Raw genomic sequence first — 18,874 nt, forward strand, 5'->3', positions numbered from 1 at the left:
GCACGCGGCGGGCCTACCGTCGCGTGCCGCCCTGGTTACGGCTTGCGGCCGATGCCCCCGTACGCGTCGACGCCCCGCGGGTCGCCGAAGGGAGTGCTCTCGGGCCGCCACAGCGGGCAGCTGACCACCCCCGGCTCGACCAGCACCAGCCCGTCGAAGAAGCCGCCGATATCGGCCGGGGTGCGCAGCTGGTACTGCACGACGCCGCGGTCGTTGTGCTGCTGTTGCGCCGCGTTGAGCGACTCGTTGGTGCTGGTGCCGTCGCACACCAGCAAGTGGCTGCCCGGCGGCAGCGCGGCGAGCAATCGGGCGACGATGCCGCGCGCCTCGTCGTAGTCCGAGATGTGACCAAGGATGCCGCTGAGGATCAGCGCGACCGGCCGCGCGAAGTCGAGGGTGTCGGCCGCTGCGGTCAGGATCGCCTCGGTCTCGCGCAGATCCGCGTGCAGGTAGGCGGTGGCCCCCTCCCTGCTGGAGATCAGCAACGCACGGGCGTGGGCCAGCACGAGAGGGTCGTTGTCGACGTAGACGATCCGCGACTCCGGAGCCAGCCCCTGCGCCAGCTCGTGGGTGTTGCCCGCGGTGGGCAGCCCCGTGCCGATGTCGAGGAACTGGCGCATCCCGGCCTCGCCCGCCAGGTAGCCGATGCCACGACGCAGGAAGGCGCGGAAGGCGCGGGCGTTCTCGGTGATGTCGGGGAAGGCCTGCCGGAACTGGTCCCCGGCCTCGCGGTCGACGGCGTAGTTGTCCTTGCCGCCCAGCCAGTAGTTCCAGATCCGCGCCGAATGGGGCACCGACGTGTCCACCACGTCGGTGGGTGACGTACCCGAGGGCGAAGCGTCGTCTGCCACGCCGCCATCCTTCCGCAGGGGCGCCGCTCCTAGGGCGTGACCCCTGCGGCGTTGGCTCCGCTGATGATCACGGCGACGCGCTCGCCGGGGCCGGCCCGGTAGGCGCCGGTGCGCAGGGCGGCGACCGCGACCGATGCGGCGGGCTCCGCGACGAGGCGGAGCTCGTCCCACAGCGCCTGCCGCGCGTCGAGGATCGCGTCGTCGTCGACGAGGGCGACCTCGTCGACGTGGGTCTGGGTGATCGGGAAGACCAGGCTTCCGACGCGCCGGGGAGCGAGCGCGTCCGCGGCGACGCTCCCTGTCGGAGCGTCGATCGGGGCGCCGTGCGCGCGAGCGCGGGTCAATGTGGGCGCGCCTGCCGGCTCTACGCCGACCACGCGGACGGCGTCGCCGAACCACGAGGCGACGCCTGCGATCAGGCCACCGCCGCCGACCGGGACCAGGACCGTGTCGACGTCGGGCGCCTGCTCGGCGAGCTCCAGCCCGAGGGTGGCCTGGCCGAGGATCGTCTCGCGCTGGTCGAACGCGTGGACCTGCAGGGCGCCCGACCGCGCCGCGCTCTCCTCGGCCGCGGCGAGGGCGTCGGCGTAGCGCTCGCCGGTGACCACGAGGTCGGCGCCGAGTCCTCTGATGCGCTCGATCTTGGTGGGAGCCGAGACGGTGGGCACGAAGATCTGTGCGGGGACACCGAGCTCGTGGGCCGCGTAGGCGACCGCGACGCCGTGGTTGCCGCCGGACGCCGCGATGACCCCCGCCGCGGGGACGTCGCGGAGCAGGAGGTTCGCGAACGCGCCTCGCGCCTTGAACGACCCGGAACGCTGCAGCTGCTCCAGCTTCAGGTGCACCGGAGCGCCGTCCACGGCGAGCGCACGGGGTTCCACCTGCAGGACCGGTGTCCTGCGGAGGTACGGCCGGATGATCTCGTGGACGCGCCGGACCTCGTCCTTGCCGATCGCGACGCCGGTCGGTGTCTCCGCTGCGGTCATTCGGACAGCATAGTGTGACGATTAGCTAACTGGCTAAGAGCTTGCTCCGCTCGACCACTGTCGCCTGTCGTGGTGACGCGGCGTGAGTGTGGCGGATCGCGGGTATCGCTCCCGGCATGGCGAGCATCGGCTATTTCCTGTCCTGTGAGCAGTTCGGCCCGAAGGAGCTCATCGACCAGGCCAGGCGCGCGGAAGCTGCCGGCTTCGAGAAGCTCTGGATCTCCGACCACTTCCACCCCTGGAACGACGAGCAGGGCCAGAGCCCGTTCGTGTGGGGTGTGATCGGCGCGCTGTCCCACGCGACGTCGCTACCGGTCACGACCGCGGTGACCTGTCCGACCTTCCGCATCCACCCGGCGATCATCGCCCAGGCCGCCGCCACCGCGGCTGTGCAGCTCGACGGCCGGTTCGTGCTGGGCGTCGGCAGCGGCGAGGCGCTCAACGAGCACGTGCTGGCCGACCAGTGGCCCTCGGTCGGGGTGCGGCTGGAGATGCTGGAGGAGGCGATCGCGGTGATCCGGCTCCTGCATCGGGGCGACGAGGTGAGCCACCACGGCACGTACTACGAGGTGCAGGATGCGCGGATCTACACGTTGCCGGCGGAACCGGTGCCGATCTACGTGTCCGGGTTCGGTCCACAGGCCACCCAGCTCGCCGGCCGGATCGGCGACGGCTACATCACGACCTCGCCCGACGCCGACCTGATCCGCGTCTTCAAGGAGGCGGGCGGCGACGGCAAACCGGTGCAGGCGGGCACCAAGGTGTGCTGGGACCGCGACGCCGAGCGCGCCGTCGACATCGCCCACCGCACGTGGGGCAACCAGGGCCTGCCCGGCCAGCTCTCGCAGACGCTGCCGCGGCCGCGTGACTTCATGGACGCGCAGACGCTGGTGACGCGCGAGAGCACGGCAGAGGCCGTTGCCTGTGGGGACGACGTCGATGCGCAGCTCGCGCAGGTCCGCGCGTACGTCGACGCCGGCGTCGACGAGGTCTACGTCTCGCAGATGGGCCACGACATGGAGGGCTTCTTCACGGCGTGGGAGAAGGACGTGCTCCCCGCGCTGCGGTGAGGGGCCCCGGTGGTCGGGTGACGGCGATCACCTGGGACTATGTGAGGTCGGTGGTGTGTTGGACCACCTGAGACCGCACCGGCCAGGTAGTAGTCGTGCCGACGGCCCCGCGGGCTCACCCCGCGGGAGCGCCGTCGGTGCTCCCGTCCCTGCGACGGAAGACGATTCTTGATCGAGAACGAGCACCAGCTCGACCTGCCCCGCTCCTCGGACGTGCCCCGCTCCTCGGATCTGCCCCGCTTCTCGGATCTGCCACTGCGCGACGAGCTGCTGCGCGAGGTCGAGGAGCTGGGCTACCAGAACCCCAGCCCCATCCAGGCCCAGTCGATCGCCCCGCTGGTCGAGGGCCGTGACCTGCTCGGGCAGGCCGCCACCGGCACCGGCAAGACCGCCGCCTTCGCGCTCCCGATGCTCCAGCGCCTCGCGGAACAGCGGCCGGAGCAGGCGAAGGGGGACGCGCCGTTCGGGCTCGTCCTCACCCCCACTCGCGAGCTCGCGCTGCAGGTGGCCGAGGCCATCACCCGCTACGGGCGCGGCCTGGGCACGCGCGTCGTCACTGTCTACGGCGGCGCGCCGGCCGGCCCGCAGTGGCGGGCCCTGCAGCAGGGCGTCGACGTCGTCGTGGCCACCCCGGGCCGCGCGATCGACCTGATGAACCGCGGCGCCCTGCGCCTGGACGGGCTCGAGACCGTTGTGCTCGACGAGGCCGACGAGATGCTCGACATGGGCTTCGTCGAGGACATCGAGACGCTCCTCGACGCCACCCCGGACACCCGGCAGGCCGTGCTGTTCTCGGCCACCATGCCGCGGCGCATCGAGACGCTCGCCCAGAAGTACCTGCGGGAGCCGGTCACGGTCCGGATCCGCCGGGAGGCCGTGCCCGAGGGCGAGGCCCCGAAGGTGCGCCAGACCGCCTACCTCGTTCCCCGCACCCACACCACGGCCGCGCTCGGGCGCGTGCTGGAGGCGGAGCGGCCCACGGCGGCGATCGTGTTCTGCCGCACCCGGCTCGACGTCGACGCCGTCACCGAGACGCTCACCGCCCGCGGCCTGCGCGCCGAGGCGCTGCACGGCGGCATGGACCAGGAGCACCGCACGCGCGTGGTCGAGCGGCTGCGCAGCGGGCGCACCGAGCTGCTCGTCGCCACCGACGTCGCCGCGCGCGGCCTGGACATCGACCTGCTCACGCACGTGGTCAACCACGACGTGCCGCAGTCGTCCGAGGCGTACGTGCACCGGATCGGCCGGGTGGGCCGCGCCGGGCGCGAGGGCGTGGCGATCACGCTCGTGCCGCCGTCGAAGGTGCACGCGATGCGCGCCGTCGAACGGCTCACCGGGCAGCCGATCGAGTTCGCCCCGGTGCCGACGGCCGCCGACCTGCGGGCCTCCCGACTCGAGCGCACCGCCGCCGCGCTGCGCGAGCGGCTCGTCGACGACCTGCGCAACGATCTGCGCGACGAGGAGTCCGGCGACGGGGTCCGCGAGATGCTGGCCGGGCTCGCGGGAGAGTTCGACCCGGTCGACGTCGCCGCGGCAGCGGTCCGGCTGCTGCAGGCGGCCACCGGCGCTCCCGACGACGCCGAGGACATCCCGGTCGTGACAGCACGCTCCGGCGAGCGCAGGGAGCCCCGCAGCCGCGGCGGCGCCGCGGGCACCCGCCCGCCGAAGGCCGGCACCACGCGCCTGTTCGTCAACGCCGGACGGTCGAGCGGCGTGCGCCCGCAGGACATCGTGGGCGCGCTCGCCAACGAGTCGAACCTGTCCGGTCGCGACATCGGCGCGATCCAGATCCACGAGCGCCATGCGCTGGTGGAGATCCCCGAGCACGCGGCCGACGACGTCCTGCGCAGCCTCCGCGGCGGCACCACGTTGAAGGGGCGGCGCACGAACATCCGCCGGGACCGCGGCTTCGCCACCGCGGGCCGGGGCCGCCGCGACTGACCGTTGCCCCCCGCTTCACGAACGGCACCCTGACGCCACTGAGGGCTGCGCGCTTGCTTCGCGGCGCGCGCAGCCCTCAGACATACATGGCCTCGCGAGGGTGCCGTTCGTCGCATATGGGACCTGGTGTTGATCGTCGGCGGACGTGACGGTTAGGTGTAGTCCTCTGATGAGCTCGAGGAGGAGCGCATGGCCGACGTCGCGACCGGACAGGACCAAGTGGTGCAGGGCGCCGTACGCAAGGCCATGTGGCGGCTACTGCCGTTCCTCGGCTTCTGCTACTTCCTGAACTACGTGGACCGGACGAACGTCGGGTTCGCCTCGCTCACGATGAACGCCGACCTCGGGTTGTCGGCCACGGCGTACGGCCTGGGCGCGGGCCTGTTCTTCGTCGCCTACTTCTTCTTCGAGGTGCCGAGCAACGTCATCTTGCACAAGGTCGGTGCCAGGGTCTGGATCGCCCGGATCATGGTCACCTGGGGGATCATCGCCTCGGCCACCGCGTTCGTGCAGGGTGAGGTCAGCTTCTACATCGTCCGGCTGCTGCTGGGAGCGGCCGAGGCAGGCTTCTTCCCGGGGATCATCCTCTACCTCACCTACTGGTTCCCCCGTGTGCAGCGGGCGAAGGTCGTGGCGCTGTTCTTCCTGGCCGTGCCGATCTCCACGGTGGTCGGCTCGCCGATCTCGACCCTGCTGATCCAGAACGGCGACGGTGTCTGGGGCTTCGACGCCGGCTGGCGGTTCATGTTCTTCGTCGAGGGACTGCCCTCGATCCTGGTCGGCTTCCTGGTCCTGTTCCTGCTGACCGACCGGCCGCACCAGGCGAAGTGGCTCTCCGCCGAGGAGCGGGAGGCGCTCGAGAACAAGATCGCCACCGAGGACTCCGAGCAGGTGCGGCACACCACGGGCATCCGTGAGGGGCTGCGCGACTCGCGCGTCGTGGGGCTGTCGTTCGTCTACTTCGGGATCGTGTTCGGCTCCTACGTGCTCAGCTTCTTCCTGCCACAGGTCGTCTCGGACCTGCAGGAGCGTTTCGGGATCAAGTTCTCCCTCGCCCAGATCGGGCTGATCACGGCGATCCCCTACGCGGTCGCGGCCGTCGTGATGATCATCAATGCCCGGCACTCCGACCGCACCGGGGAGCGGCGGCTCCATGTCGCCATCCCGGCGTTCGTCGGGGCCGGGGGCGTCGCGGTGGCGCTGTTCATGGAGTCGCCCTACCTCGTGATCGCCGCGATGACCCTCTGCGCCGTCGGCGTCAACTCGGCGATCCCGGTGTTCTGGCAGCTGCCCAGCACATTCCTCACGGGTGTGGGGGCCGCGGCGGGCATCGCCATGATCAACTCGTTCGGCAACATCGGTGGCTTCGCAGGCCCCTACCTGACGGGATGGCTGCGCGACGCCACGGGCAACAACGAGGCGGGCATGTTCGTCGTCGCCGCGCTCATGATCATGGCGGGAATCGTGGTGCTGGTCGTCGGGCGTCGGAAGGAGCAGGAAGACGCGGCCGTGCCCGCCGCCGTCACCGAGGAGCATCGATGACGCCAGCCATCACGGCCGGCGCTCGAGCATGATCGCCGGCTTGGCGCGCGGGCGGCCGTATCCGGCCGGGGATGCGCCAGGCCGATGATCTTGGAGGTCAGACGCTGCAGGAGCCGTCGGCGCAGGCCTCGTCGCCGCCGGCCGGGGTGAGGACCTGGAGTGGGTGGGCCTCGGCCCACGCGGTCTCGAGCACCTGGAGCAGTGCGTCCGGCGGCTGGGCGCCTGCCACGCCGTACGTGCGGTCGACCACGAAGAACGGGACGGCCGTGATCCCGTACGCCCTGGCCTGCTGTTCGTCGGCGCGTACGGCGTCGGCGTAGCGGTCGGACGCGAGAACCTCGCGGGCCTCGACCGCGTCGAGGCCGGCCTCGGCGCCGAGCCGGACGAGCGTGTCGTGGTCGGCGATGGCCTCGCCCTCGGTGAAGTAGCCGCGGAAGAGGCGCTCCTTCACCGCGTCCTGCACGTCGCGCTCCGCGGCGAGGTGGAGGAGCCGGTGGGCGTCGAAAGTGTTGCCGCGGCGGGCGCGGTCGAAGTGGAAGTCCCAGCCGTCCTCGGCGGCCATTGCCGTCATCTGCTGGTGCTTGGCCTCGGCCTCGGCGCGGGACATGCCGTACTTGGTGGCGAGGTGGTCGTGGAGGTCGCCCTCCTGCTCGTGCGGCGCGTCGGGGTCGAGCTCGAAGCTGTGGTAGCTCACCTCGACCTGGTCGCGGTGGTCGAACCGCGCCAGCGCCTTCTCGAACCGATGCTTCCCGACCGCGCACCACGGACACACGACGTCCGACCAGATCTCCACCTTCACGCGCAGGTCAACCGCGGGCGTCGCGAGCATGTTCCCTAACCTGGCCGGTGTGTCCGACCTCCCCGACGACTGGCGTGCCTGGCGCGCACAGGAAGACCTCCAGCGCTACGAGGAGCGCTTCCGGCGGCTGGCCGAGGCGGGGCACAACCCGCACGGCGAGGCCGACCTGGTCGCCTCCTACGCACCGGCCATGGTCCTGGACGGCGGGTGCGGCACCGGGCGCGTCGCCATCGAGCTGGCCGGTCGGGGGATCGCGGTGCTCGGTGTCGACGCCGACCCGGACATGATCGCCGCCGCTCGCGGGAAGGCACCCGAGCTGGAGTGGGTCACCGCGGACCTCGTCGACCTGCACCGTCCGGAGCGCTTCGACGTGGTGGTGCTCGCCGGCAACGTCGTGCCCTACGTGCCACCCGAGCGAAGGGCGCGGGCGGTGGCGGCGTGCGTGGCGCACCTCGCGCCCGGCGGCCGCCTCGTCGCCGGCTTCCGGCTGCGGCCGGACTGGCCGACGCCCGACGACCTCGACCGGTGGTGCGCGGCGGCCGGTGCCGCGCCGGAGGACCGCTTCGCCACCTGGGAGCGCGCCCCGTACGCCGGTGGCGACTACATCGTGACGGTCCACCGCGTGGCCGGCTGATCCTCCCGCGGCCCGAGCAGCAGCGTGGACGGCCGGGTCGAGAAGGAGTGCTCCAGCACGAGGCACCCGGCGCCGATCGCACCGACGTCCGGGCCGAGTGAGCTGCCCAGCGCCGCGACGGGGTGCACGTGGCGAGCCTCGGTGGTTGTGAGCAGCGTGTCGCGCAGGATCGGCAGGTAGACCTCGCTGATCCGGTCCCAGATCGGCCCGCCGAACGCGACGGCGCGCACGTCGAGCAGGTTGGCGATGGTGGCCGCGCCGCGGGCCAGCCGCGCCGCGCTCCGCTCCAGGATGGGGCGCGCCGCCGGGAGCCGGCACATCGCGGTGAACAGCCCGTCGATCTCGCGGTCGCCCGCGTCGGGGGCGGGCCGGGGGAGCAGGCCGGCCTCGGCGGCCTCCCGCACGAGGGTGCGCGGCATGCAGGCGGGCCCGACGCAGCCGCGCTGGCCGCAGCGGCAGCGCGGCCCGTCCGCGTCGACCACCATGTGGCCGATCTCGCCCGCGTTGTTCGTGCTCCCGCCGAGCAGCTCGCCGCCGATCACGAGCCCCGCGCCGAGCCCGGTGCCCAGGTAGAGGAACACGAAGTCGGCGAGGCCGGTCGCCGACCCGCGCCACAGCTCCGCCAGCGCAGCGGCGGCCGCGTCCTTGTGCAGCACCACGGGGTAGCCGCTGGCCTCGTGCAGCAGCTCGCGCAACCCGACGTTGGTCCAGCGCGGCAGGAGCGGCGGCTCCAGGACGACGCCGGTGCCGGGGTCGAGCGGGCCGGGCGCGGCGATGCCCATGCCGAGCACGCGGCGTGCGTCGACTCCGGTGGACGTGACGAGCCCCGCGGCGGCGTCGGTGATCGCGGCGACCAGCTCCGAAGGCGACGTCGCCGACGCGGGCAGCGTGCGGACCGACGCAACGACGTCGCCCACGAGGTCGAGCAGCGCGACCGTGGTGACCGTCGGATCGACGTGCACGCCGATCGCGAAGCTCCCGGTCGGGTGCAGCCGCAGCAGCGTGCGCGGCTTGCCCCGGCCCGCCGGGACGAGCGTGCCCGCCTCCGTGATGAGCTCGCGGTCGAGCAGCCGCCGCGTGATGTTGGAGACCGCCTGCGCCGAGAGGCCGGTGAGCTCGGCGAGCTCCACCCGGGACAGCCCGTCCGGGGCGTGCCGGACGGCGTCGAGGATCACCGCCTGGTTGAAGTCGGCGATGCGCGGCAGGTTGGTGCCGCGCCTGCCCTCCATCGTCGGATGGTAACCGTCACGCCCGGGCCGCGACCGCGGCGTCGAGGGCGTCGCGCATGACCGCGACCGGCGGGGTCAGGCCGGTCATCAGCTCCACCTGCGCAACGGCCTGGTGCAGCAGCATCTCCAGCCCGCTGACGACGCGGGCCCCCGCTGCCTCCGCGGCCGCCGCGAAGGCGGTGGGCCACGGCGCGTAGAGCACGTCGAGCACCACGGCGCCCGGCGGCACGCCGGTGATGCCGTCGGCGGCGCCGCGGGGGAGTGTGGACACCACGACGTCGGAGCCGGCGAGTGCGGCGCGCGCGCGGGCAGGGTCGAGCAGGCCGTCGGTGATCGTCGGGGCGACGCCGAGCCGGTCGGCGGTGGCGCGCAGCTCTCCGGCGCGCGCCGTCGAGCGCACCAGGACCGTGATGTCGCCGATACCGAGCTCGCGCAGCGCCGCGAGGGTGGCCTGCGCGGTGCCGCCCGCGCCGAGCACGACCGCGCGCCCGCCGGGCGGGGCGCCGCGCAGGGCCTCGACGACGCCCGCGACGTCGGTGTTGTCGGCGTGGCGGCGGCGGCCGCCTGCGAGCACGAGCGTGTTGGCGGCCCCGACGGCCGTCGCGAGCGGGGAGACGTCCGTTGCGACGTCCAGCGCCACCCGCTTCAGCGGCATCGTCAGCGACAGGCCGGCCCACTCGGGCCCCAGCCCGTCGACGAAGCGCGCCAGGCCGGCCTCGTCGCACTCGTGCGCGTCGTAGTGCCACCCGTCGAGCCCCAGCGCCGCGTACGCCGAGGAGTGCAGGACCGGCGACAGCGAGTGGGCAACCGGACTCCCCAGCACTGCGGCGCGCATGCCCGTCAGTATCTCCGCTCGCCGACCGCAGGATGCGCGCGGAGGGGGCTGTGCCAGGCTCGCCGGATGGCCCAGACCCGGACGGCGCAGACCATCCTCGTGCTCGGGGGTCGCAGCGAGATCGGGCTGGCGGTGGCGCAGCGGCTCGCGGCCGGGAACACCGTCGTGCTCGCGGCCCGGCGCAGCGACGACCTCGACGCCGAGGAGAAGCTGCTGCGCGAGGCCGGGGCGGCTGACGTCGACCGCGTCGAGTTCGACGCCGACGACCTGGACGCCCACCGCGGCGTGCTGCTGGACGTGGTGCGCAGGCACGGCCGGCTCGACGTCGTGGTGGTCGCGTTCGGGATCCTCGGCGACCAGGCCCGCGCCGAACGGGACCCGTCCCACGCCCTGGAGATCGTGCACACCGACTACGTCGCGCACGTGGCCGTGCTGCTGCACCTCGCGGCGATCCTGCGTGAGCAGGGGCACGGCACGCTCGTCGTGTTCTCCTCGGTGGCCGGGGCGCGGGTGCGCAGGGCCAACTTCGTGTACGGCTCGGCGAAGGCGGGCCTCGACGGGTTCGCGAGCGGGCTCGCCGACTCCCTGCACGGCACCGGCGTGCGGTTGCTGCTGGTCCGGCCCGGGTTCGTGATCGGCCGGATGACCGAGGGGATGAGCCCGGCGCCGTTCTCCTCGACGCCCGAGCAGGTCGCGGACGCCACCGTCGCCGCCATGCGGGCTGGGCGTGGCGAGGTGTGGGTGCCGAAGGTGCTGCGTCCCGTGTTCGCGGTGCTGCGCCACGTCCCGCGCGCGCTGTGGCGCCGGATGCCGCGGTAGTCCGTGTCGGCCCGCGCGACGCGTCGTCGGGGCGTCTGGTCACGCAACGCATGTGAGTCCGCGCTACGCGTATCGGCCCGTGGACTTCGGCCGATTCGGGGAGCATGGGCGGGATACACCGGCGAGTGCATGCCCTATTGGGAACGCGTTCGTAACGCTACCGTCATCCCCTGCTCAGAGGATCACCCGGTCTGAGGGGAGCACGGGATGGTCGGTCGGGCGCGCACGCTCGTCGCTGCAGTGGCGGCGTTCGTGCTGCTGGTGCTGGCGTGGGAGCTGGCCAAGCTCGTGCTGCCCGACGACGGCGTGCTGATCGGCGACACGCGGGTCCTGCCCCGCACCGACGACTCGGCCATGCCGCACGTCTGGACGGTGCTCGGGCGGCTCTTCGAGCCGGAAGTGGCCGGTGCGGCCGACGCGCGCACGGTGGGCGCGGCGGTCGCGTCCGGGGCGCTGTTCACGCTCGGCCTCGCGCTGGGCGGGCTGGTGCTCGGCGGCGTGCTGGGGATGCTGCTGGCGCTGGCCATGCAGCGGTTCGCGCTGCTGGAGCGCGCGGCCCTGCCCTACGTCGTCGCATCGCAGACGGTGCCGCTGATCGCGATCGCCCCGCTCGTCGCGGGCTGGGGCGGCAAGATCGCCATCATGGGGTGGTCGTGGCAGCCGTGGGCGAGCGTCATGGTGATCGCCTCGTACCTGGCGTTCTTCCCGATCGCGGTCGGGATGCTCCGCGGCCTGAACGCGCCCGCGAAGGCCGATGTCGAGCTGTTCCGCACCCTCGCTGCCGGCTGGTGGACCACGCTGTTGCGGCTGCGGCTGCCCGCGTCGGTGCCGTTCCTGCTCCCCGCGGTGCGGCTCGCGGCCGCCGCAGCGGTTGTCGGGGCGATCGTCGCGGAGATCTCCACCGGAACCAGGGGCGGGGTCGGCCGCCTGATCATCGAGTACGCGCAGTCCGCCACCGGCGACCCGTCGCGCCTCTACACCGCGATCCTCGGCGCCGCGGCGCTCGGGCTGGTCGCGGCGGGCGCGGTCGGGCTGCTGGACGTCGGCCTGCGCCGGTATCGGGGGAGTGTCCGATGAACGCCGTGCTGCTCGCGGGGGTCCAGAAGCGGTTCGGTGACGTCCACGCGTTGGACGGAATCGACCTGGAGCTCGCCGCGGGCGAGTTCGTCTCGCTCATCGGGCCGTCCGGGTGCGGGAAGTCAACGCTGCTGCGCGTGGTGGCCGACCTGGAGCAACCCACAACCGGAACCGTGCAGTTGGGCGGGAAGACCCCGCACCGGGCGCGGCTGGACCAGGACTACGGGATCGCCTTCCAGCAGGCGGGCCTGCTGGAGTGGCGCAGCGTCGTCGAGAACGTCGAGCTGCCGTTGCACGTGCACGGGGTCGACAAGGCGAAGCGCCGGGCACGCGCCACCGAGCTGCTGGAGCTGGTCGGCCTTGCCGACTTCGCGGGATCGCGGCCGAGCGAGCTGTCCGGGGGCATGCAGCAGCGCGTGGCGATCGCTCGCGCGCTCGCACCCAGCCCGCGCCTGCTGCTGATGGACGAGCCGTTCGGCGCGCTCGACGAGATGACGCGCGAGCGGATGCAGGCCGAGCTGCTGCGGATCGCGCGCGAGACCGAGGCCGCGGTCCTGTTCGTCACGCACTCGATCCCCGAGGCCGTCGTGCTGTCCGACCGCGTGGTCGTGATGTCGCCCCGTCCCGGACGGATCACCGAGGTGGTCAAGGGTGAGCGGCCCGGCGCCGACCAGGACGTCGACGACGTCCGCGAGTCGGGCGCCTTCTTCGCCGCGATCACCACCGTGCGCGAGGCGCTGCGCAAGGGGCACGCGTGACCGGCGCGGTGCCGGGCGCCACCGGCGTCGAGGCAGGCCCGCGGCGCGGCCCGCGCGGATTCGGGAACGTCTGGCCGCCGGTCGCGTTCGGGATCGGCCTGCTGGTGCTGTGGGAGCTGGTGGTCCGGATCGCCGGCGTGCCGGCCTTCCTGCTGCCCGCGCCGAGCGCGATCGCGGGGCAGATCGGCGCCCAGTTCCCGGTGATCCTCTCCACAGCCGCGGTGACCGGCGGAAACGCCCTCGTCGGCCTCGTGGCCGGCTTCGTGATCGGCGTCGCGCTGGCGCTGCTCGCGGCCGGGTCACGGATCTTCGGCGAACTGGCCACGCCGATCGTGCTGGCCGCGAGCGCCGTGCCGATCGTCGCGCTCGCTCCCGTGTTCACCACGATGTACGGGTCGGCCACCGAGATCCCGCGCCGGCTGGTGGTGATGGTCGTGGTCACGGTGCCGGTCTTCGTCGCGACCGCCCGCGGGCTGCGGCAGGTGCAGCCGGTGCACGCCGAGCTCATGACCGCGCTCGCCGCCACCCCGTGGCAGCATGCGCGGTTCGTCCGGCTGCCCGGCGCGGTGCCGCACATCATGACCGGGCTGCGGCTCGCCGCCCCGGCCGCGGTGATCGCCTCGATCGTCGCCGAGTACTTCGGCGGCCTGCAGAACGGGCTGGGCAGCCGGATCACCGCGGCCGCCGCCAACACCGCCTACGCCCGCGCGTGGGCCTTCGTCGCCGCCTCGATCGCACTGGGGCTGCTGTTCCACTTTGCCGGGCTGCTCGTCGAGCGCCTGGTGACCCGCGGTCGTACCGCCTGAACCCCGGAGGTCCCCATGCCTCGCTCCGTCATCCGCCGCCTCGCCGTGGTGGCTGCGTTCCTCGTGGCGGTCACCGCCTGCAGTGTCACGCCACAGGGCGGCGGCAGCACCCCGCCCGCCGAGGGCCCGCAGCAGGTACGGCTGCAGCTGCAGTGGTTCAAGCAGGGCCAGTTCGCCGGCTACATCGCGGCCGTCGAGCAGGGCTTCTACGCCGAGCGCGGGCTGGACGTGCAGATCATGGAGGGCGGGGTCGACATCGTCCCGCAGACCGTCCTCACGCAGGGCCAGGCCGACTTCGCGATCGCATGGGTGCCGAAGGCCCTCGCATCGCGCGAGCAGGGCGCCGGGATCACCGACGTCGCCCAGATCTTCCAGAAGTCGGGCACCTACCAGGTGTCCTTCGCGGACAAGGGGATCAGGACGCCGGCCGACCTCAAGGGCAAGAAGGTCGGCAACTGGGGCTTCGGCAACGAGTTCGAGCTGTTCGCCGGCATGACGAGCGCCGGGATCAACGCGGCCTCGGACGTCACGCTGGTGCAGCAGCAGTTCGACATGCAGGCGCTGCTGTCCGGGGAGATCGACGCCGCACAGGCCATGTCGTACAACGAGTACGCGCAGGTGCTGGAGGCCACCAACCCGGCAACGGGCCAGCTCTACCAGCCGAGCGACTTCTCCGTGATCGACTGGAACGAGACCGGCACCGCCATGCTGCAGGATGCGATCTGGGCGAGCACCGAACGACTCGGGGACCCGGCCTACCAGGACCTCACGACCCGCTTCATCGCAGGCTCGCTCGAGGGATGGGCGTACTGCCGGGACAACGTCGAGTCGTGCCGCGACATGGTCGTGGCCGCCGGTTCCACGCTCGGCGCCAGCCACCAGCTGTGGCAGGTCAACGAGGTGAACAAGCTGATCTGGCCCGCGCCGGCCGGCGCCGGCATGATCGACGAGGCCGCGTGGGCGCAGACCGTCCAGGTGGCACGCACCGCCGTCAACGCCGACGGGCAGACCGTGCTCACCCGCGACCCCGACGCGGAGGCCCACACCAACACCTACGTCCAGCGGGCCCTCGACCAGCTGAAGGCCGAGGGCGTCGACGTCACCGGCGAGGGCTACCAGCCGATGCAGGTCACGCTCAACCCGGGCGGCGCCTGAGCAGCTCGTACCAGACGCCGTCGTCGAGCGTGGGCTCCGCGCCGACGACGCCGTCCTGGTGGAACTCGCCGACGACGGTGAAGCCGGCCCGTTCGGCCACGTGCCGGCTCGCCGTGTTGGCGCGGGACGCGCCGATCTGCAGCCGGTGCCGGCCGAGCCCACCGTCCTCGGGCGCCGTGAACGCGTGCGCGACGACGAGGTCGACGGCCTCGCCGGCGACGCCGCGGCCGCGCGCGTCCGGGTGCGCCCAGTAACCGATCTCGCCGCCCGTCGGATTCATCGGGTCGTCGAGCCGGAAGACGGAGACGTTCGCGAGCAGCCGGTCGTCCTCGGGGTCGGCGACGGCCCACGTGACCTTCTGCCCGAGTGACTCGGCCAGCCGGCAGCCGAGGACGAACTCCGCGGCGGACCCGGTCGTGTAGGGGTGCGGCAGCGTCGACAGCCAGTGCCGGGTGCGCGGGTCCGAGCAGGCCTCGGCGATCCGTGGCAGGTCGGAATCGGTGTGCGGGCGCAGCCGCACCCGCTCGCCCCGCAGTTCGGGTACCGGCCACCAGGTCGTGCGTGGCGTCATCTCCTCGTCCGGGGTGAGCGAGGCGAACCAACCGTCGACCAGCCGGCCGGGGCGGCGCAGGGCCCGCCGCCGCGTGCCCTCGAACGTGAAGCCACACGCGTGCGCCACCCGCCATGACGCGACGTTGCCCACCTCAGCCCACCAGTGCAGCACCGGCTGCTCGGCCTCCTCGAACGCCCACCGGGCCGCGAGCCGCAGCGCCCTGGACATCAGCCCGCGGCCGCGCGCTTCCGGGAGCAGCCCGAAGCCGACGAACGGCGGCGCACCGAGGTGCACGTCCACCTGGCCGGCGAACCGCCCCGCCTCCTCCTCCACCACCCAGCGGGCCACCGAGCCGTCCCGCCACCCGGCGGGCACGGTCACCTCGATCCACCTCCGTGCGTCGGCAGGCCCGTACGGATCCGGGATGCTCGTCCAGCGGATGGTCTGCGGGTCGCGGGCGAGGGCCACGAGGGCGTCCAGGTCGGTGGACGTGTGGGCCCGCAGGTTCACCACACCGTCGGTCAGGGTCGGTGCTCGCACCCGTTCATGATCGTGGCCGCGACCGCGCCTGCGCAGCCTGATTCTCGGTTGATCAGGGCCGGGAACGCGGATAGGAACAACGCATGCCACCAGCGCTCAGCGACCCGGACCGGATCCGGCGGCTCGAGCCGCCCGCGCAGGGTGCGCGGCTGTCCATGGTGCTGGACACCGACACGTTCAACGAGATCGACGACCAGTTCGCCCTCGCCTACGCGCTGCTGTCCCCGGATCGCCTCGATCTCCAGGCGGTCTACGCCGCACCGTTCGGCAACGACTCGACCGACCCCGCGACGGGCATGCGGCAGAGCTACGACGAGATCCTCCGCGTGCTGGACCGGTTCGACCGGGCTCCCGACGGCTTCGCGTTCGCCGGTTCCGAGCGGTGGCTGTCGGACGCGGGTGCAGCCGTTCCGAGCCCGGCCGCCGACGATCTCATCGCACGGGCCATGCGGCAGGGCGACGACGAGGTGCTCTACGTCGTCGCGATCGGGGCCCCGACCAACGTCTCGTCGGCGTTGCTGGCGGCACCGGACATCGCTCGGAAGATCGTCGTGGTGTGGCTCGGTGGGAATCCGACGACCTGGCCGAAGGCTCACGAGTACAACCTCGAGCAGGACGTTGCGGCGTCCCGCGTCCTGCTCGACTCCGGCGTCCCGCTCGTGCACGTGCCGTGCGTCAACGTGACCGAGCACCTGACCACCACGCTCGCCGAGATCGACGCGTTCGTCCGGCCGGCAGGCCGGATCGGCGCGTACCTCGCGAAGATTTTCAGCGAGCTGCGCGCACGGAGCTGACGGTTCGGGAGGATGGCGCCGTGACCGACCCCGCGCTTGCCGCGTACCTCGACCGGATCGGCGTCGCCGATGTCACCGGTCCCGACCTCCCGACCTTGCGGCGCATCGTCGCAAGCCACTCGCGGTCCATCGCGTTCGAGAACCTCGATGCGTTCACCGGGCGCGAGATCGCCCTCGACCCGGGTGCGCTCGCCGCGAAGCTCGTGCACGGCGGCCGCGGCGGGTGGTGCTTCGAGCAGAACCTGCTGCTGCGCGGCGCCCTCGACGCACTCGGCTACACCACCACCAGCCTCGCCGCCCGGGTGCTCTGGAGCCGCCCGGCCGACGCACCGCCGACCCCGCGCAGCCACATGCTGCTGCGCATCGACCTGCCGGAGGGGCCGCATCTCGTCGACGTCGGTTTCGGCGGCCTCACGCTCACCGGCGTGCTCGCGCTGGAGCCGGACGTCGAGCAGGACACGCCCCACGAGACGTTCCGGCTGCTCCGGGCCGAGCGGTCCGGGTACGTCATGCAGGCGCATGTGGGCGGGGAGTGGCGGCCGCTGTACTGGTTCGACCTCACCGAGCAGCTCGTGGCCGACTACGAGGTGTCGAACTGGTACCTCTGCCACCACCCGCGCTCGCACTTCCTGAGCGGGATCATGATCGCTCGCGCCGAGCCCGACCGCCGGTACGCCCTCGGCAGCACCAGCCTCGCCGTGCATCACCTCGACGGCCCCACCGAGCGGCGCACGCTGGAGTCGCCCGCGGAGATCCGCAAGGTCCTCGACGAGACGTTCTTGATCGACACGTCGGGCCTGCCCGACCTGGAGACGGCGCTGGCGCGCCTGTTCCCGGACCGGTAGCGGCATCGGTACGGTGGGCCGGTGCCGGGCCATGTCGTCGAGATCTACACCGACGGCGCGTGCAGCGGAAACCCCGGCCCCGGCGGCTGGGGCGCCGTGCTGCGGTACGGGACCGTCGAGAAGGAGCTGTACGGCGGTGACGCCGGGCCGACCACGAACAACCGGATGGAGCTGATGGCGCCGATCCGGGCGCTAGAGTCCCTGACCCGGCCCGTCGTGGTCCGCATCTACACCGACAGCACGTACGTGCGCAACGGGATCCTCAGCTGGCTGCCCCGGTGGAAGACCAACGGTTGGACGACCTCGGCCAGGACACCGGTCAAGAACGCCGACCTCTGGCGCAGGCTCGACGAGGCCGCGGCGCCGCACGAGGTCGAGTGGCACTGGGTGAAAGGGCACGCCGGACACCCGGAGAACGAACGCGCCGACCGGCTGGCCGTGCGCGGGGTGGCCGAGGCCGCGGGCCGCGTACCGCTGTAAGACTAGTTTCTCCCGCCGCGCAGGCGCGGGCGTAGATCGTCATCGGTGAGGGCTGTCAGGCCGTCCCGTCCGATCCGCGTCGCCAGCGTCTCGGCGTGTGCCTGCAGCCCGGCGATGTCCAGACCCGCTGGGGCGGGCGCGGACCAGCACCCGATCCGGTGCGCCGCGCGTTCGAGCAGGGCCGCAGCGCCACGGGCGTTGCCCCGCTGCGCGTGCGTCAACCCGACAGCGAGCTGGGCCAGCCCGCGCCAGAGCTCCCGCTCCCCGTCGGGCGCGGACTTCCAGGCGGCCTCCAGTACGTCGTGCGCCGGGAACGGCAGGCCGGCGTCGAGCAGTCGCTGCGCCTCGGTCACGGCCTCGTCGGGGCTCAGGACGAGGTCCTCGGGCACCCGCTCGACGCCCTCTGCGCCGCGGGGGAGCGGGCGCCCCGCCGCGTCGCGTGGGCGGGCGTTGCGGGGGCGGCCGGCCGGGTCGCGTTCGCGCGCGGTGTCCACGACGACCACCGTGCCACGACCGTTCACGCTGTGCGTCCCGGACCGGAAGGTGGCAGGAGGGCCTCGGCGAGCGCCCGCGCGTTTCGCGCCGGTCCCTCGGCCCCGAGGGCCTGCGCCGAGGCGTAGACCCCCTCCATGAGGAGCGCGAGCTGGTCGGCGAGCGCCTCGTGGCCGGGGAAGCCGGCCGTGAGCTCGCCGAGCCGCGCGCGTACCCAGACCTTGTTGGAGGCGGCGTTGCGGTGCGCGGCGGTCTCGGAGTCGGGGAACTCCGTCAGCGCCATCTGGAAGGGGCAGCCCCGGCAGCGGTCGGGCTGGGTCTGCACGGCGAGCGCGTCGAACAGCGAGAGGATCCGCTCGCGCGGGGTCCCGTTGGCGGTCGCGGCGTCGAACCACTCGCGGTACTCGCGGTCGGCCCGTTCGACGTAGGCCGCCACGAGGTCGTCCTTCGAGGCCCACAGCCGGTAGAGCGTGGTGGGCGCGACTCCGGCCTCCGCTGCGATCCGGTCGACGCCGACGGCGCGGATGCCCTGCCAGTAGAAGAGGTCGTGCGCCACCTGCAGGACGTGCTCTCGCGTCTCCGCGGAGCTGCGGCGCTGCGCCGTTCCCGCTCGGGTCATGGCGCCATCCTACCTTGTTAGGGACCGTTCCCTAGCGTCCTGCGTCACA

General features: G+C 72.8%; 20 protein-coding genes. 12 read left to right on the top strand and 8 right to left on the bottom strand.

The window, feature by feature from the left end:
- Window positions 1–35: 35 nt before the first annotated feature.
- Complete coding sequence (locus K1T35_RS15720; RefSeq protein ID WP_220260893.1) at window positions 36–851, bottom strand: SAM-dependent methyltransferase; 816 nt, start codon at window positions 849–851, stop codon at window positions 36–38.
- A 29-nt stretch (window positions 852–880) separates the two neighbouring features.
- Window positions 881–1,837, bottom strand: coding sequence for a threonine/serine dehydratase (locus K1T35_RS15725; RefSeq protein ID WP_220260894.1), 957 nt, complete (start codon window positions 1,835–1,837; stop codon window positions 881–883).
- 116 nt (window positions 1,838–1,953) lie between these two features.
- Between K1T35_RS15725 and K1T35_RS15730 the strand changes: the two genes are divergently transcribed.
- The 3 genes from K1T35_RS15730 to K1T35_RS15740 all read left to right on the top strand — a co-directional run bounded on the left by K1T35_RS15730 (window position 1,954) and on the right by K1T35_RS15740 (window position 6,390).
- A complete protein-coding gene (locus K1T35_RS15730; protein WP_220260895.1) occupies window positions 1,954–2,907 on the top strand; it encodes a TIGR03557 family F420-dependent LLM class oxidoreductase in 954 nt (317 codons plus the stop codon).
- A gap of 168 nt (window positions 2,908–3,075) precedes the next feature.
- Complete coding sequence (locus K1T35_RS15735) at window positions 3,076–4,848, top strand: DEAD/DEAH box helicase (protein ID WP_370645381.1); 1,773 nt, start codon at window positions 3,076–3,078, stop codon at window positions 4,846–4,848.
- A 189-nt stretch (window positions 4,849–5,037) separates the two neighbouring features.
- Complete coding sequence (locus tag K1T35_RS15740; RefSeq protein WP_220260896.1) at window positions 5,038–6,390, top strand: MFS transporter; 1,353 nt, start codon at window positions 5,038–5,040, stop codon at window positions 6,388–6,390.
- 97 nt (window positions 6,391–6,487) lie between these two features.
- On the opposite strand, the gene K1T35_RS15745 is transcribed toward K1T35_RS15740, so the two are convergent.
- Window positions 6,488–7,219 (bottom strand): DsbA family oxidoreductase, encoded by a 732-nt coding sequence (locus tag K1T35_RS15745; RefSeq protein WP_220260897.1) that lies wholly within the window; start codon window positions 7,217–7,219, stop codon window positions 6,488–6,490.
- Window positions 7,220–7,238: 19 nt separating this feature from the next.
- Between K1T35_RS15745 and K1T35_RS15750 the strand changes: the two genes are divergently transcribed.
- Window positions 7,239–7,823, top strand: a complete 585-nt coding sequence (locus tag K1T35_RS15750) for a bifunctional 2-polyprenyl-6-hydroxyphenol methylase/3-demethylubiquinol 3-O-methyltransferase UbiG (RefSeq protein WP_255621954.1) — start codon at window positions 7,239–7,241, stop codon at window positions 7,821–7,823.
- Here K1T35_RS15750 and K1T35_RS15755 read toward each other — a convergent pair.
- Together K1T35_RS15755 and K1T35_RS15760 are read right to left on the bottom strand one after the other, a co-directional pair.
- Window positions 7,790–9,052 (bottom strand): ROK family transcriptional regulator, encoded by a 1,263-nt coding sequence (locus tag K1T35_RS15755; protein WP_220260899.1) that lies wholly within the window; start codon window positions 9,050–9,052, stop codon window positions 7,790–7,792. The genes K1T35_RS15750 and K1T35_RS15755 overlap by 34 nt on opposite strands.
- A gap of 16 nt (window positions 9,053–9,068) precedes the next feature.
- Window positions 9,069–9,887, bottom strand: a complete 819-nt coding sequence (locus K1T35_RS15760; RefSeq protein ID WP_220260900.1) for a shikimate dehydrogenase — start codon at window positions 9,885–9,887, stop codon at window positions 9,069–9,071.
- Window positions 9,888–9,953: 66 nt separating this feature from the next.
- Here K1T35_RS15760 and K1T35_RS15765 point away from each other — a divergent pair, with 66 nt between their 5' ends.
- The 5 genes from K1T35_RS15765 (at window position 9,954) to K1T35_RS15785 (ending at window position 14,502) form a co-directional block, all read left to right on the top strand.
- Window positions 9,954–10,706 carry an SDR family NAD(P)-dependent oxidoreductase gene (locus K1T35_RS15765; RefSeq protein WP_220260901.1) on the top strand — a complete coding sequence of 251 codons (753 nt, stop codon included), beginning with the start codon at window positions 9,954–9,956 and terminating at the stop codon, window positions 10,704–10,706.
- 207 nt (window positions 10,707–10,913) lie between these two features.
- A complete protein-coding gene (locus K1T35_RS15770) occupies window positions 10,914–11,783 on the top strand; it encodes an ABC transporter permease (protein ID WP_220260902.1) in 870 nt (289 codons plus the stop codon).
- A complete protein-coding gene (locus K1T35_RS15775; RefSeq protein ID WP_220260903.1) occupies window positions 11,780–12,541 on the top strand; it encodes an ABC transporter ATP-binding protein in 762 nt (253 codons plus the stop codon). The genes K1T35_RS15770 and K1T35_RS15775 overlap by 4 nt, the downstream gene beginning before the upstream one ends.
- The gene (locus K1T35_RS15780; RefSeq protein WP_220260904.1) at window positions 12,538–13,347 is read left to right on the top strand and encodes an ABC transporter permease; all 810 of its coding nucleotides are present in this window, start codon (window positions 12,538–12,540) and stop codon (window positions 13,345–13,347) included. The genes K1T35_RS15775 and K1T35_RS15780 overlap by 4 nt, the downstream gene beginning before the upstream one ends.
- A gap of 15 nt (window positions 13,348–13,362) precedes the next feature.
- On the top strand, window positions 13,363–14,502 hold the full coding sequence (locus tag K1T35_RS15785; RefSeq protein WP_220260905.1) for an ABC transporter substrate-binding protein: 1,140 nt from the start codon (window positions 13,363–13,365) through the stop codon (window positions 14,500–14,502).
- On the opposite strand, the gene K1T35_RS15790 is transcribed toward K1T35_RS15785, so the two are convergent.
- Window positions 14,483–15,595: a GNAT family N-acetyltransferase gene (locus K1T35_RS15790; protein WP_220260906.1), complete on the bottom strand. Its 1,113-nt coding sequence runs from the start codon at window positions 15,593–15,595 to the stop codon at window positions 14,483–14,485. The two genes, K1T35_RS15785 and K1T35_RS15790, sit on opposite strands and share 20 nt — an antisense overlap.
- A gap of 83 nt (window positions 15,596–15,678) precedes the next feature.
- On the opposite strand from K1T35_RS15790, the gene K1T35_RS15795 reads away from it, so the two are divergent.
- The 3 genes from K1T35_RS15795 to rnhA are packed head-to-tail and all read left to right on the top strand — an operon-like array spanning window position 15,679 to window position 17,714.
- Window positions 15,679–16,389 (top strand): nucleoside hydrolase, encoded by a 711-nt coding sequence (locus K1T35_RS15795; protein ID WP_220260907.1) that lies wholly within the window; start codon window positions 15,679–15,681, stop codon window positions 16,387–16,389.
- Between the two features lie 20 nt (window positions 16,390–16,409).
- Window positions 16,410–17,234: an arylamine N-acetyltransferase gene (locus K1T35_RS15800; RefSeq protein ID WP_220260908.1), complete on the top strand. Its 825-nt coding sequence runs from the start codon at window positions 16,410–16,412 to the stop codon at window positions 17,232–17,234.
- Between the two features lie 21 nt (window positions 17,235–17,255).
- Complete coding sequence (rnhA, locus tag K1T35_RS15805) at window positions 17,256–17,714, top strand: ribonuclease HI (protein ID WP_220260909.1); 459 nt, start codon at window positions 17,256–17,258, stop codon at window positions 17,712–17,714.
- Window positions 17,715–17,716: 2 nt separating this feature from the next.
- Here the strand turns inward: rnhA and K1T35_RS15810 are convergent, their stop codons facing one another.
- Together K1T35_RS15810 and K1T35_RS15815 are read right to left on the bottom strand one after the other, a co-directional pair.
- Window positions 17,717–18,208, bottom strand: coding sequence for a DUF309 domain-containing protein (locus K1T35_RS15810; RefSeq protein WP_220260910.1), 492 nt, complete (start codon window positions 18,206–18,208; stop codon window positions 17,717–17,719).
- Between the two features lie 23 nt (window positions 18,209–18,231).
- A complete protein-coding gene (locus tag K1T35_RS15815) occupies window positions 18,232–18,825 on the bottom strand; it encodes a TetR/AcrR family transcriptional regulator (RefSeq protein WP_220260911.1) in 594 nt (197 codons plus the stop codon).
- Window positions 18,826–18,874: the final 49 nt, after the last annotated feature.

The organism is Pseudonocardia sp. DSM 110487 (genome assembly GCF_019468565.1).
In the GTDB taxonomy this organism is placed as follows: domain Bacteria; phylum Actinomycetota; class Actinomycetes; order Mycobacteriales; family Pseudonocardiaceae; genus Pseudonocardia.

Excerpts from the sequence above, each read along its gene's own strand:
- K1T35_RS15730 (WP_220260895.1), top strand. The coding sequence starts at position 1,954 with ATGGCGAGCATCGGCTATTTCCTGTCCTGTGAGCAGTTCGGCCCGAAG.
- K1T35_RS15770 (WP_220260902.1), top strand. The coding sequence starts at position 10,914 with ATGGTCGGTCGGGCGCGCACGCTCGTCGCTGCAGTGGCGGCGTTCGTG.
- K1T35_RS15795 (WP_220260907.1), top strand. The coding sequence starts at position 15,679 with ATGCCACCAGCGCTCAGCGACCCGGACCGGATCCGGCGGCTCGAGCCG.
- K1T35_RS15740 (WP_220260896.1), top strand. The coding sequence starts at position 5,038 with ATGGCCGACGTCGCGACCGGACAGGACCAAGTGGTGCAGGGCGCCGTA.
- K1T35_RS15815 (WP_220260911.1), bottom strand. The coding sequence starts at position 18,825 with ATGACCCGAGCGGGAACGGCGCAGCGCCGCAGCTCCGCGGAGACGCGA.
- K1T35_RS15760 (WP_220260900.1), bottom strand. The coding sequence starts at position 9,887 with ATGCGCGCCGCAGTGCTGGGGAGTCCGGTTGCCCACTCGCTGTCGCCG.
- K1T35_RS15785 (WP_220260905.1), top strand. The coding sequence starts at position 13,363 with ATGCCTCGCTCCGTCATCCGCCGCCTCGCCGTGGTGGCTGCGTTCCTC.
- K1T35_RS15725 (WP_220260894.1), bottom strand. The coding sequence starts at position 1,837 with ATGACCGCAGCGGAGACACCGACCGGCGTCGCGATCGGCAAGGACGAG.
- K1T35_RS15745 (WP_220260897.1), bottom strand. The coding sequence starts at position 7,219 with ATGCTCGCGACGCCCGCGGTTGACCTGCGCGTGAAGGTGGAGATCTGG.
- K1T35_RS15765 (WP_220260901.1), top strand. The coding sequence starts at position 9,954 with ATGGCCCAGACCCGGACGGCGCAGACCATCCTCGTGCTCGGGGGTCGC.
- K1T35_RS15775 (WP_220260903.1), top strand. The coding sequence starts at position 11,780 with ATGAACGCCGTGCTGCTCGCGGGGGTCCAGAAGCGGTTCGGTGACGTC.
- K1T35_RS15755 (WP_220260899.1), bottom strand. The coding sequence starts at position 9,052 with ATGGAGGGCAGGCGCGGCACCAACCTGCCGCGCATCGCCGACTTCAAC.